The organism is Pseudomonas fluorescens (genome assembly GCF_902497855.1).
GTDB classification, from domain to species: Bacteria; Pseudomonadota; Gammaproteobacteria; order Pseudomonadales; family Pseudomonadaceae; genus Aquipseudomonas; species Aquipseudomonas fluorescens_BI.
In genome coordinates this window covers 61,523-74,389 of sequence record NZ_CABVHU010000018.1, presented here as the reverse complement: position 1 = coordinate 74,389, position 12,867 = coordinate 61,523, and the positions used below count along the sequence as shown (strand labels likewise).

Sequence of the window (12,867 nt, the reverse complement as noted above, 5' to 3'; positions counted from 1 at the left end):
CATGGTTGAAAATAGCGAACTACGCAAAGCCGGCCTCAAAGTGACCCTTCCACGGGTCAAGATTCTGCAAATGCTCGATTCCGCCGAGCAACGCCACATGAGTGCCGAGGACGTCTACAAGGCACTGATGGAAGCTGGTGAGGACGTCGGTCTGGCCACGGTTTACCGTGTTCTGACCCAGTTCGAGGCAGCTGGCCTTGTGGTGCGGCACAACTTCGACGGAGGCCATGCGGTCTTCGAGCTGGATGACGGCAAGCATCACGACCATATGGTCAATGTCGAGACCAGCGAAGTGATCGAATTCTTCGATGAAGAAATCGAGCGGCTGCAGAAGGCAATCGTCGACAAGTATGGCTTCGAGATGGTTGATCACAATCTTGTACTGTACGTGCGCAAGAAAAAGTAAGCCTGTCGCGCGAACTTGAGGTTCGCGAAACGAACGAAGGCGACCCCAGGGTCGCCTTCGTGCTGTCTGCCATTTATTAAATCTTCGCGGTAACGACCATCTTTTTCGCGTGAGCCAAGGACTCTTTGGTGAGGTCGATGCCGCCAAGCATCCGCGCCACTTCTTCGACGCGACCATTCATGCTCAATTTCGAGACGGCAGTGCGAGTGGCGTCCTCGCCGCGCACCTTGTGCACGAATAGATGCTGGTGACCCTGTGCCGCCACTTGTGGCAAGTGAGTGACCGTCAGAACCTGCCCGCGCTCCCCCAGTCGACGCAACAGCTGGCCAACAATCTCGGCGGTCGGGCCGCCGATGCCCACGTCCACTTCGTCAAATACCAGCGTCGGGACCCGAGAGGTTTGCGCGGTGATCACCTGAATCGCCAGGCTGATACGCGACAGCTCGCCACCGGAGGCTACTTTTGCCAGGGCTTTGAGCGGTTGCCCGGGGTTGGCGCTCACCAGTAGTTCGACCTGTTCGAGACCATTGGGCAGCAATTCATCGCTGCTGTTGCGACGCAGCTCGATGGTGAAGCGCCCACCTGGCATGCCCAGTCGCTGGATTTCCTGCTCCACGGCGCTTGCCAGGCTACTTGAGGATTGATGGCGCAGGTCGCTCAGCTCCCGGGCTTTCTCCTGATAATGACGGGCGTAGGACGCCAACTCATCGCTCAGTCGTTCGATGGATTCGTCGTTGGCATTCAGGGTCTCGATTTCATCCAGCAGGCGCTGTTGCATTTCCGCGACCTCGGTCGGTTGGATGCGATGCTTGCGGGCCATGGTGTAGATCGCGTCGAGACGTTCTTCCAGGTACTGAAGACGCGCCGGGTCGGCGTCGAAATTATCCAGGAAGCGGTTCAGTTCGCCCACGGCTTCCTCGACCTGGATCTGCGCACTGGTCAGCAGGCTGCTGGCTTCGCCCAGGGCGCCGATCGAGTTGTTCACGCTCGACAGGCGGTTGAGGCTGGCGGTGAGCGCATTCAGCACATTGCCCGAATCACTTTCGCTGCATTGTTCGACCACTTGCCGGCAGATGCCCAACAGGGTTTCGGCGTTGGTCAGGTTCTTGTGTTCATGCTCGAGCTGCTCCAGCTCGTTTTCACCGAGGCCAAGGTTTTCCAGTTCCTCGAGTTGATAGCTGAGCAGCTGATGGCGGGCGCGTTGCTCGTCGCCGGAGTTGGACAGACGGTGCAGTTCCTGGCGGGTCTGGCGCCAGCGTTGGGCGGCCAGTTGCACCTGACGGGCAAGGTCTGTCGCGCCGGCGTACTCGTCGAGCAGGCGGCGGTGGGTGTCGGTCTTGAGCAAGGACTGGTGTTCGTGCTGGCTGTGGATGTCGATCAGCAACTCGCCCAGGGCCTTGAGGTCGCCAAGCGGGCAGGGCGTGCCGTTGATATAGCCGCGGGAGCGCCCTTCGGCAGTGATCACCCGCCGCAGGATGCACGGGCCGTCGCCCTCCAGGTCGCGTTCGGCCAGCCAGGCGCTGGCTTCCGGAATGTCGACCAGGTCGAAGGTGGCCAGGATGTCGGCCTTGTCGGCACCGGGGCGAACCACGCCGCTGTCGGCGCGATCACCCAGGGTCAGGCCCAGGGCGTCGAGCATGATCGACTTGCCGGCGCCGGTTTCCCCTGTGATCACGCTCATCCCGCGATCGAGTTCGAGATCGAGATGTTCAACGATGGCGTAGTTGTGTACGGACAGGTGCACCAGCATAAAGGCCGCTCCCAGGCATTAGGTCTGGTTATTTATACAGTGTTTTTATTCTGGCTGACAATGCCTCTCTTTAGCTCGATTTGCCTGATCCGACGAAATCCTTAGTGCGCCCGGGAATGACAATGCAGCTGCGTTTTGTAGGGTTAAATCAACGAGCGGCCCTTGAAGCTCGATTTTGCGGCCCCATATACCGGGACAGAAGCGCGAGTTGAGCTCGCGGACGATATTGAAAGGAGAAATCTATGGCTGACGAACAGACAGTGGATACGCAAAATCTAGACGCCGATCAAGCTGCCCAGGAGGGTGATGAGCTGGCGGCTCGTGTACAAGTGCTCGAAGAGCAACTGGCTGGCGCCCATGATCAGGCTTTGCGTGTAGCAGCTGATCTGCAGAACGTCCGCCGTCGCGCCGAGCAGGATGTAGAGAAGGCTCACAAGTTCGCCCTGGAGAAGTTCGCCGGCGACCTGCTGCCGATCATCGACAGCCTCGAGCGTGGCCTTGAGTTGTCCAGCCCTGACGACGAAAACATTCGTCCGATGCGCGAAGGGATCGAACTGACCCTGAAAATGTTCCAGGACACCCTGAAGCGTTATCAGCTGGAAGTGATCGACCCTGAAGGCGAGCCCTTCAATGCATCGCAGCATCAGGCAATGGCCATGCAGGAAAGCGCCGACGTCGAGCCGAACAGCGTGCTCAAGGTGTTTCAGAAGGGTTATCAGCTCAACGGTCGCCTGCTGCGCCCGGCCATGGTTGTGGTCAGCAAGGTGCCTGCGCCAGTTTCGCCTTCTATTGACGAGCAGGCTTGAAATTAGCCGCAAGGCCCCCATTTAGAAGTCAAGCGTTTAAGTGCTACCGCAGTTAGCCACCACTGCTGCGGCATCCAAATCCAAAGTTTCGGGAGAGTGAACATGGGCAAAATTATCGGTATCGACCTGGGGACTACCAACTCCTGCGTCTCCATTCTTGAAAACGGCAAAGCCAAAGTCATCGAAAACGCCGAAGGCGCGCGTACCACCCCTTCGATCGTTGCGTATGCCAACGATGGCGAAATTCTGGTTGGCCAGTCGGCCAAGCGTCAGGCGGTGACCAATCCGCACAACACCCTGTACGCGGTGAAGCGTTTGATCGGTCGTCGTTTCGACGAAGAAGTCGTGCAGAAAGACATCCAGATGGTCCCTTACAAGATCGTCAAGGCTGACAACAGCGACGCCTGGGTTGAAGTGAACGGCCAGAAAATGGCACCGCCACAAATCTCGGCTGAAATTCTGAAGAAAATGAAGAAGACCGCCGAAGACTACCTCGGCGAGCCAGTGACCGAAGCGGTGATCACCGTTCCGGCCTACTTCAACGACAGCCAGCGTCAAGCCACCAAGGACGCCGGCCGCATCGCGGGCCTGGACGTTAAACGTATCATCAATGAGCCGACCGCAGCCGCGCTGGCTTACGGTATGGACAAGGCCAAGGGCGATCACACCGTGATCGTTTACGACCTGGGCGGCGGTACTTTCGACGTTTCCGTGATCGAAATCGCTGAAGTCGATGGCGAGCACCAGTTCGAAGTGTTGGCCACCAACGGCGACACCTTCCTGGGCGGTGAAGACTTTGACATTCGTCTGATCGACTACCTCGTCGACGAATTCAAGAAAGAAAGCGGCATGAACCTCAAGGGTGATCCGCTGGCGATGCAGCGCCTGAAAGAAGCGGCTGAAAAAGCCAAGATCGAACTGTCCTCGAGCCAGTCGACCGACGTGAACCTGCCGTACATCACTGCAGACGCTACCGGTCCAAAACACTTGAACGTGAAGATCTCGCGTTCCAAGCTCGAAGCGCTGGTTGAAGACCTGGTTCAACGCACCATCGAGCCTTGCCGCATCGCGATGAAAGACGCCGGTATCGACGTTGGCGCGATCAACGACGTGATCCTGGTCGGCGGTCAGACCCGTATGCCGCTGGTTCAGAAGCTGGTGACCGATTTCTTCGGTAAAGAAGCACGTAAAGACGTCAACCCTGACGAAGCTGTTGCCATGGGTGCTGCCATCCAGGGCGCGGTATTGGCCGGCGACGTGAAAGACGTTCTGCTGCTCGACGTCAGCCCGCTGACCCTGGGTATCGAAACCATGGGTGGCGTGATGACCGCGCTGATCGAGAAAAACACCACGATTCCTACCAAGAAATCGCAAGTGTTCTCGACAGCCGACGACAACCAGGGCGCAGTGACCATCCACGTGCTGCAAGGTGAGCGCAAGCAAGCCGCCCAGAACAAGTCCCTGGGCAAGTTCGACCTGGCCGAGATTCCACCAGCACCACGTGGCGTGCCACAAATCGAAGTGACCTTCGACATCGACGCCAACGGCATCCTGCACGTCGGCGCGAAAGACAAGGCCACCGGCAAGACTCAGTCGATCGTGATCAAGGCCAACTCCGGTCTGTCCGAGGAAGAAATTCAGCAGATGGTTCGTGACGCTGAAGTGAACGCCGAAGAAGACCGCAAGTTCGAAGAACTGGCCAGCGCCCGCAACCAAGGCGACGCCCTGGTTCACTCGACGCGCAAAATGGTCGCTGATGCCGGCGACAAAGTGACCGCTGAAGAGAAGACTGCAATCGAAGCTGCAGTAGTTGCCCTGGAAGCCGCCATCAAGGGCGACGACAAGGCTGCTATCGACGCCAAGGTTGAAGAGCTGTCCAAAGTCTCCGCGCCAGTGGCTCAGAAAATGTACGCCGAACAGGCTCAGCCTGCTGAAGGCGCTGCACCAAACGACGAAAAAGCTGAAAAAGCCGACGACGTCGTGGACGCTGAGTTCGAAGAAGTCAAAGACCACAAGTAAGTTGTTGGTCGCCCGGTTGACTGCCTTCAGGCGGTGACTGGTAGGATGTCGCCGCGCGGGAGCTTGCTCCCGCGTTGGCGTGTCTGGAGTTAGCGAATTTTTACAGCATGCGACATCGCTCGGGTGCTGATGGTATGGCCGGAAATGCTCCTGCTTTTCGCGCCGAAAGTACCGATTTGAATCAAAGACCAGGATCGTTGAATTGACGTGAGTTGGGTCCGGGCCTGTATTGGGGCTCAACGAGTTTGGCGAGGCTCAGGAGGGGTTTGCCGAACGTCCTTAAGAGTGCAAAGACTTATGGCAAAGCGTGACTATTACGAAGTATTGGGTGTTGAGCGCGGCTCAAGCGAAGCGGACCTGAAAAAGGCCTACCGTCGCCTGGCGATGAAGCACCACCCGGACCGTAATCCCGATGACAAATCGTCGGAAGAGATGTTCAAGGAGGCCAACGAGGCCTACGAAGTGCTGTCCGATTCGAGCAAGCGCGCGGCGTACGACCAGTACGGCCATGCCGGTGTCGACCCGAGCATGGGCGGCGGCGGTGCCGGGTTTGGCGGCCAGAACTTCTCCGACATCTTTGGCGATGTCTTCAGTGACTTCTTCGGTGGCGGTCGCGGCGGTTCCCGTGGCGGCGCTCAGCGCGGCAGCGACCTGCGCTACACCCTGGAACTGAACCTGGAAGAAGCGGTGCGCGGTACCACCGTGAATATCCGCGTTCCGACACTGGTCAACTGCAAGCCGTGCGACGGCTCGGGCGCCAAGAAAGGCTCTGCGCCTGTCACATGCCCGACCTGTGGCGGTATTGGCCAGGTCCGCATGCAGCAGGGCTTCTTCTCGGTGCAGCAGACCTGCCCGCGCTGCCATGGCCAGGGCAAGATCATTTCCGATCCGTGCGATTCCTGCCATGGCGAAGGTCGTGTCGAAGAGTACAAGACGCTTTCGGTGAAAGTGCCGGCCGGTGTCGATACCGGTGACCGCATTCGCCTGTCCGGCGAAGGCGAGGCGGGTGCGCAGGGTGGTCCGACCGGCGACCTGTACGTGGTGATCAATGTGCGCGAGCACGCCATCTTCCAGCGTGACGGCAAGCATCTGTTCTGCGAAGTGCCGATCAGCTTTGTCGACGCGGCGCTGGGTGGCGAGCTGGAGATTCCGACCCTCGATGGCCGGGTCAAGCTGAAGATCCCCGAGGGCACCCAGACCGGCAAGCAGTTCCGTGTCCGCGGCAAGGGTGTCGCGCCAGTGCGGGGTGGCGGTGCCGGTGACCTGATGTGTCGCGTGGCGGTCGAAACCCCGGTCAACCTGGGGCGTCGCCAGCGCGAATTGCTGGAAGAGTTCCGTAGCTCGCTGGCGGACGATAACAGTCACTCGCCGAAAACCACCGGTTGGTTCGAAGGCGTAAAGCGCTTCTTCGGCGATTTGTAAGGAGGCAGGCATGCGACGTATTGCAGTGATGGGCGCCGCCGGGCGCATGGGTAAAACCCTGATCGAAGCCGTGCAGCAAACGCCGGGTGCCGGTCTGACGGCGGCGGTGGATCGCCCGGACAGCAGCCTGGTCGGTGCCGATGCCGGCGAGCTGGCGGCGCTGGGTCGTATCGGCGTGCCGCTGTCCGGTGATCTGGGGCGGGTGGTCGACGAGTTCGACGTGCTGATCGACTTCACGCACCCGACGGTGACCCTGAAGAACCTCGCGTTCTGCCGCAAGCACGGTAAGTCGATGATCATCGGCACCACCGGCTTCAGCGTCGAAGAGAAGCAGTTGCTGGCCGAGGCGGGCAAGGACATTCCCATCGTCTTTGCCGCCAACTTCAGTGTCGGCGTCAACCTGTGCCTGAAACTGCTCGACACCGCTGCCCGTGTATTGGGTGATGACGTCGATATCGAAATCACCGAGGCCCACCACCGGCATAAAGTCGATGCGCCGTCGGGGACGGCCGTGCGCATGGGCGAAGTGATTGCCGATGCGCTGGGTCGTGACTTGAAGAAGGTGGCGGTTTACGGCCGTGAAGGCCAGACCGGCGCCCGTGCTCGCGAAACCATCGGCTTCGCCACGGTGCGTGCCGGTGACATCGTCGGTGATCACACTGTGTTGTTCGCCGCCGACGGTGAGCGTGTCGAAATCACGCACAAGGCTTCCAGCCGCATGACCTTCGCCAAGGGTGCAGTGCGTGCGGCTTTGTGGCTGGACGGACGCGGGCCAGGCCTTTACGACATGCAAGATGTGCTCGACCTGAGGTAAGATGCGCCCGAAATCGGGTTCGAACCCAGCGTTCGGACCCGGTTTTATCCCGCCAAGCGACGTCCTGTCGCATTCTCCGGCCTTTAGGGCTCATTGGCGGTAGACCAAAAATGCCTTTTTCTGTAAGCTACAGCTTTAGTGTGTCCACTAAAAGCGCGCAGAATTATTCGGTGAAGAAGCGGGGTGACGTGTCCATACGTCACTCCGCTTTTTTACAACCTGCGATCGCCCTTTCAGGCTTTATTTACGGGAGGTCTTCTTGACTAAGCCAGCCATACTCGCCCTTGCTGATGGCAGCATTTTTCGCGGCGAAGCCATTGGAGCCGACGGTCACACCGTTGGTGAGGTGGTGTTCAACACCGCCATGACCGGCTATCAGGAAATCCTTACCGATCCTTCCTACGCCCAACAGATCGTTACCCTGACTTACCCGCACATCGGCAATACCGGCACCACCCCGGAAGACGCCGAGTCCGATCGCGTCTGGTCCGCTGGCCTGGTCATCCGTGACCTGCCGCTGGTGGCGAGCAACTGGCGTAACAAGCTGTCGCTGTCCGACTACCTGAAAGCCAACAATGTGGTGGCAATCGCCGGTATCGACACTCGCCGCCTGACGCGCATCCTGCGTGAGAAAGGCGCGCAGAACGGCTGCATCATGGCCGGTGACAACATCTCTGAAGAAGCTGCCATCGCGGCCGCCCGGGGTTTCCCTGGTCTCAAGGGCATGGACCTGGCGAAAGTCGTCAGCACCAAAGAGCAATACGAATGGCGCTCGACGGTCTGGGATCTGAAAACCGACAGCCATGCGACCATCGACGCCGCCGAGCTGCCGTATCACGTGGTTGCCTACGACTACGGCGTCAAGCTGAACATCCTGCGCATGCTGGTTGCGCGCGGTTGCCGCGTAACCGTGGTGCCGGCGCAAACGCCTGCGGCTGACGCATTGGCGCTCAATCCGGACGGCGTGTTCCTGTCCAACGGCCCGGGTGACCCCGAGCCTTGCGACTACGCGATCCAGGCGATCAAGGACGTACTGCAAACCGACATCCCGGTGTTCGGTATCTGCCTCGGTCACCAGCTGCTGGCCCTGGCCTCCGGCGCCAAGACCCTGAAAATGGGTCACGGCCACCACGGCGCCAACCACCCGGTCCAGGACCTGGACAGCGGTGTGGTGATGATCACCAGTCAGAACCACGGCTTCGCGGTAGACGAAACGACCCTGCCAGGCAACGTCCGCGCGATCCACAAATCGCTGTTCGACGGCACCCTGCAAGGCATCGAGCTTACCGACAAGAGCGCCTTCAGCTTCCAGGGTCACCCTGAAGCCAGCCCTGGCCCGAACGACGTAGCGCCATTGTTCGATCGCTTCATCAACGAAATGGCCAAGCGACGCTGATCGCTCGCCTTGATGCAGCAAAGCTTGAGGGCGGTCCCGACACCGGTGACCCCCTCGGGCCTTCAAAGATTGAACAAGACGGCTTGCCGACTGACCTGCGGATTTGAGTGACAACCCATGCCAAAACGTACAGACATTAAAAGCATCCTGATTCTCGGCGCTGGCCCGATCGTGATCGGCCAGGCCTGCGAATTCGACTACTCCGGCGCCCAGGCCTGCAAAGCCCTGCGCGAGGAGGGTTACCGCGTCATCCTGGTGAACTCCAACCCGGCCACCATCATGACCGACCCGGACATGGCTGACGCCACGTATATCGAGCCGATCAAGTGGCAGACCGTGGCCAAGATCATCGAGAAAGAGCGTCCGGACGCGCTGCTGCCGACCATGGGTGGCCAGACTGCTCTGAACTGCGCACTAGATCTGGAGCGCGAAGGCGTTCTGGAGAAGTTCGGCGTAGAGATGATCGGCGCCAACGCCGACACCATCGACAAGGCCGAAGACCGTTCGCGCTTCGACAAGGCGATGAAATCCATCGGCCTGGACTGCCCGCGTTCGGGTATCGCCCACAGCATGGAAGAGGCCAACGCGGTCCTCGAAAAGCTCGGCTTCCCGTGCATCATTCGTCCGTCCTTCACCATGGGCGGCACGGGTGGCGGTATCGCTTACAACCGTGAAGAGTTCGAAGAAATCTGCGCCCGCGGCCTGGATTTGTCGCCGACCAAAGAGCTGCTGATCGACGAATCGCTGATCGGCTGGAAAGAGTACGAGATGGAGGTTGTCCGCGATAAGAAGGACAACTGCATCATCGTTTGCTCGATCGAAAACTTTGACCCGATGGGCGTGCACACCGGTGACTCGATCACCGTTGCTCCGGCACAAACCCTGACGGACAAGGAATACCAGATCATGCGTAACGCCTCGTTGGCGGTACTGCGTGAGATCGGCGTGGAAACCGGCGGCTCCAACGTTCAGTTTGGCATCTGCCCGGACACTGGCCGTATGGTCGTGATCGAGATGAACCCGCGTGTATCCCGCTCTTCGGCACTGGCCTCCAAAGCCACTGGTTTCCCGATTGCGCGCATCGCTGCCAAGCTGGCGATCGGCTACACCCTGGACGAGCTGCAAAACGAAATCACCGGCGGCGCTACTCCTGCATCCTTCGAGCCGTCGATCGACTACGTCGTCACCAAGCTGCCACGCTTCGCCTTCGAGAAATTCCCGAAAGCCGACGCGCGCCTGACCACGCAAATGAAGTCGGTCGGTGAAGTCATGGCCATCGGCCGGACCTTCCAGGAATCCCTGCAGAAAGCCCTGCGCGGCCTGGAAGTGGGCGTTTGCGGCCTGGACGAGAAGCTCGACCTGAGCAACCCGGAAAGCATGAGCATCCTCAAGCGCGAACTGACCGTGCCGGGTGCCGAGCGCATCTGGTACGTGGCTGACGCCTTCCGTGCCGGCCTGTCGGTCGAAGACATCTTCGGCATGAACATGATCGACCCGTGGTTCCTGGTGCAGATCGAAGATCTGATCAAGGAAGAAGAGAAGGTCAAGACCCTGGGTCTGTCCAGCATCGACCGCGACATGATGTTCAAGCTCAAGCGCAAAGGCTTCTCCGACATGCGTCTGGCCAAGCTGCTGGGCGTGACCGAGAAGAGCCTGCGTCGCCACCGCCACAAGCTTGAGGTGTACCCGGTCTACAAGCGCGTTGACACCTGCGCGGCCGAGTTCGCCACCGATACCGCTTACATGTACTCGACTTACGAGGAAGAGTGCGAAGCCGCGCCGTCGGGCCGCGACAAGATCATGATCCTCGGCGGCGGTCCAAACCGTATCGGCCAGGGCATCGAGTTCGACTACTGCTGTGTACACGCGGCATTGGCCCTGCGCGAAGATGGTTACGAGACCATCATGGTCAACTGCAACCCGGAAACCGTGTCCACCGACTACGACACCTCCGATCGCCTGTACTTCGAACCAGTGACCCTGGAAGACGTGCTGGAAATCTGCCGCGTCGAGAAGCCAAAAGGCGTGATCGTCCAGTACGGCGGCCAGACTCCGCTGAAACTGGCTCGCGCCCTGGAAGAAGCCGGCGTGCCGATCATCGGCACCAGCCCTGACGCCATCGACCGTGCCGAAGACCGTGAGCGCTTCCAGCAGATGGTCGAGCGCCTGAACCTGCGTCAGCCGCCAAACGCCACCGTGCGCAGCGAAGACGAAGCGATTCGTGCCGCCAGCAAGATCGGCTACCCGCTGGTGGTGCGTCCGTCCTACGTACTGGGCGGTCGTGCGATGGAAATCGTTTACGAAGAAGAAGAACTCAAGCGTTACCTGCGCGATGCAGTGAAGGTGTCCAACGACAGCCCGGTGCTGCTGGACCACTTCCTCAACTGCGCCATCGAAATGGACGTGGATGCGGTCTGCGACGGCACCGACGTGGTGATCGGCGCGATCATGCAGCACATCGAGCAGGCCGGCGTTCACTCCGGTGACTCCGCGTGCTCCCTGCCGCCGTACTCGCTGCCTGCGCACATCCAGGACGAGATGCGCGAACAGGTCAAGAAAATGGCCCTGGAACTGGGCGTGGTCGGCCTGATGAACGTTCAGCTGGCGCTGCAAGGCGAAGACATCTACGTCATCGAAGTCAACCCGCGCGCTTCCCGTACCGTACCGTTCGTGTCCAAGTGCATCGGTGTTTCCCTGGCGATGATCGCAGCTCGCGTGATGGCCGGTAAAACCCTGAAGGAAATCGGTTTCACTAAAGAAATCATTCCGAACTTCTACAGTGTGAAAGAGGCGGTGTTCCCATTCGCCAAATTCCCTGGCGTGGACCCGATCCTGGGCCCTGAGATGAAGTCCACCGGTGAAGTGATGGGCGTGGGCGACACCTTCGGTGAAGCGTTCGCCAAGGCCCAGATGGGCGCCAGCGAAGTGCTGCCGACCGGCGGTACCGCATTCATCAGCGTACGTGACGACGACAAGCCACTGGTTGCAGGCGTGGCCCGTGATCTGATCAACTTGGGCTTCGACGTGGTCGCCACTGCCGGTACTGCCAGGCTGATCGAAGCCGCGGGCCTGAAAGTCCGTCGCGTGAACAAGGTGACCGAAGGTCGTCCGCACGTGGTCGACATGATCAAGAACGACGAAGTCACCTTGATCATCAACACCACCGAAGGCCGTCAGTCGATTGCTGACTCCTATTCCATTCGTCGTAATGCCTTGCAGCACAAGATCTACTGCACCACCACCATTGCTGCTGGCGAAGCTATCTGCGAAGCGCTGAAGTTCGGTCCCGAGAAGACCGTGCGCCGCTTGCAGGATCTACACGCAGGATTGAAGGCATGATCAAATACCCAATGACCGTCAAGGGCGCCAAAGCCCTGGAAGAAGAACACGCTCACCTGACCAAGGTCGTCCGTCCGAAGCTCAGCCAGGACATCGGCACGGCCCGCGAACTGGGCGACTTGAAGGAAAACGCCGAATACCATGCTGCCCGCGAGCAGCAGGGGATGGTCGAGGCGCGGATTCGTGACATCGAAGGCCGGATTCAGAACCAGGTCATCATCGATGTCACGACCATTCCTCACACCGGCAAAGTGATTTTCGGCACCACCGTTGAAATCGCCAATGTCGAGACGGATGAGCGCGTCACTTACCACATCGTGGGTGAGGATGAGGCTGACTTCAAACTCGGCAAGATTTCGGTGGGTTCGCCACTGGCTCGCGCCTTGATTGCCAAGGAAGAGGGTGATGTGGTCGCCGTGAAAACGCCTGGTGGCGTTATCGAGTACGAGATTGTCGAAGTTCGTCACATCTGAAAGAAGGCGCCCGCTGCATGCGGGCGCCATGCTGTGGCAGCTGACCCAGATGTTATGGGTGGGCGGCCTGTGGCTGTTGCATATCGGTCTGCTGCCGGTGCTGGGTCATATCGGCCTGGCACCGCTGCTGATCGACGAAATCGTGGGCATGCTCAATACACTGATGGTGGGTTTCGCCGCAGTGTGTGTGATTTTTCAGGCTTTGGTGCTGGTTCAGGCCGAGGGCCTTGCCAGTCTATGGCGCGATATTCGCGGGCAACTGCTGATGATGGCGCTGTATGCGTGCGCGATGTACTTCGCGGTGCACTTCGGCTGGCCGGATGCAGTGCGTTGGCAGCTGTTCAGCTATCTGATCCTGGGGTTTTCCGGGTTGGTGCTGGTGTTGCAGCCGGTACCGGGATGGAGTGGCAGGGTGCGCGAAGCACACCCTTGACCCTTGTCA

At 59.6% G+C, this 12,867-nt stretch carries 10 protein-coding genes; 9 read left to right on the top strand and 1 reads right to left on the bottom strand.

The genetic code is table 11. The features are described from left to right. The first annotated feature begins 1 nt into the window (after position 1). Positions 2-406, top strand: coding sequence for a ferric iron uptake transcriptional regulator (gene fur, locus F8N96_RS28355; RefSeq protein ID WP_003197684.1), 405 nt, complete (start codon positions 2-4; stop codon positions 404-406). A gap of 76 nt (positions 407-482) precedes the next feature. On the opposite strand, the gene recN is transcribed toward fur, so the two are convergent. Continuing rightward, positions 483-2,156, bottom strand: coding sequence for a DNA repair protein RecN (gene recN / locus F8N96_RS28350; protein WP_150800602.1), 1,674 nt, complete (start codon positions 2,154-2,156; stop codon positions 483-485). Positions 2,157-2,398: 242 nt separating this feature from the next. Here recN and grpE point away from each other — a divergent pair, with 242 nt between their 5' ends. From grpE to F8N96_RS28310, 8 genes are all read left to right on the top strand, one after another. Next, positions 2,399-2,962 (top strand): nucleotide exchange factor GrpE, encoded by a 564-nt coding sequence (gene grpE / locus F8N96_RS28345; protein WP_128871914.1) that lies wholly within the window; start codon positions 2,399-2,401, stop codon positions 2,960-2,962. Between the two features lie 102 nt (positions 2,963-3,064). Continuing rightward, entirely contained in the window at positions 3,065-4,981 is a 1,917-nt protein-coding gene (dnaK, locus tag F8N96_RS28340) for a molecular chaperone DnaK (RefSeq protein WP_150800601.1), read from the top strand. Between the two features lie 297 nt (positions 4,982-5,278). Next, positions 5,279-6,403, top strand: coding sequence for a molecular chaperone DnaJ (gene dnaJ, locus F8N96_RS28335; RefSeq protein WP_150800600.1), 1,125 nt, complete (start codon positions 5,279-5,281; stop codon positions 6,401-6,403). Between the two features lie 10 nt (positions 6,404-6,413). Further along, complete coding sequence (dapB, locus tag F8N96_RS28330; protein WP_150800599.1) at positions 6,414-7,217, top strand: 4-hydroxy-tetrahydrodipicolinate reductase; 804 nt, start codon at positions 6,414-6,416, stop codon at positions 7,215-7,217. A 259-nt stretch (positions 7,218-7,476) separates the two neighbouring features. Continuing rightward, positions 7,477-8,613 (top strand): glutamine-hydrolyzing carbamoyl-phosphate synthase small subunit, encoded by a 1,137-nt coding sequence (carA, locus tag F8N96_RS28325; RefSeq protein ID WP_150800598.1) that lies wholly within the window; start codon positions 7,477-7,479, stop codon positions 8,611-8,613. Between the two features lie 117 nt (positions 8,614-8,730). Continuing rightward, complete coding sequence (carB, locus tag F8N96_RS28320; RefSeq protein WP_150800597.1) at positions 8,731-11,952, top strand: carbamoyl-phosphate synthase large subunit; 3,222 nt, start codon at positions 8,731-8,733, stop codon at positions 11,950-11,952. After that, the gene (greA, locus tag F8N96_RS28315; protein WP_019651075.1) at positions 11,949-12,425 is read left to right on the top strand and encodes a transcription elongation factor GreA; all 477 of its coding nucleotides are present in this window, start codon (positions 11,949-11,951) and stop codon (positions 12,423-12,425) included. The genes carB and greA overlap by 4 nt, the downstream gene beginning before the upstream one ends. A 28-nt stretch (positions 12,426-12,453) precedes the next feature. Continuing rightward, a complete protein-coding gene (locus F8N96_RS28310; protein WP_150800596.1) occupies positions 12,454-12,858 on the top strand; it encodes an MFS transporter in 405 nt (134 codons plus the stop codon). Positions 12,859-12,867 lie beyond the last annotated feature (9 nt).